This is a genomic window from Dyella sp. SYSU CM1112 (assembly GCF_058216415.1).
On sequence record NZ_JBZEGI010000101.1, the window covers coordinates 1 to 291 of the forward strand.

1 protein-coding gene is annotated in these 291 nt (G+C 62.2%); it reads left to right on the forward strand.

The window, feature by feature from the left end:
• Window positions 1-291 (forward strand): contractile injection system protein, VgrG/Pvc8 family (locus AC4HNJ_RS21800; RefSeq protein ID WP_490481714.1); only part of this gene is annotated, 291 nt, incomplete at both ends.

Sequence of the window (291 nt, forward strand, 5' to 3'; positions counted from 1 at the left end):
GTCGACCTGACGCATCCGGATGCGCTTGAGCGCAAGGATTATCTCGGCAAGGACGCTACGTTCACGATCGCGCCCAGAGAGGACGAACCGCGTCTGTTCAACGGTTGGGTGGCGAAGTTCAGCCACCTGACCACGACCAAGGATCAGCGCACGTATCGCTTCGTGATCAAGGCGCATGCCGCGCGCCTGCGCCTCACGCGCACCAGCCGCATCTTTCAGCAACAGACCGCGCCGCAGATCATCGAGGCGATCCTGCGCCGCCACGGCTTCAAGGGACATCAGTTCGTCTTC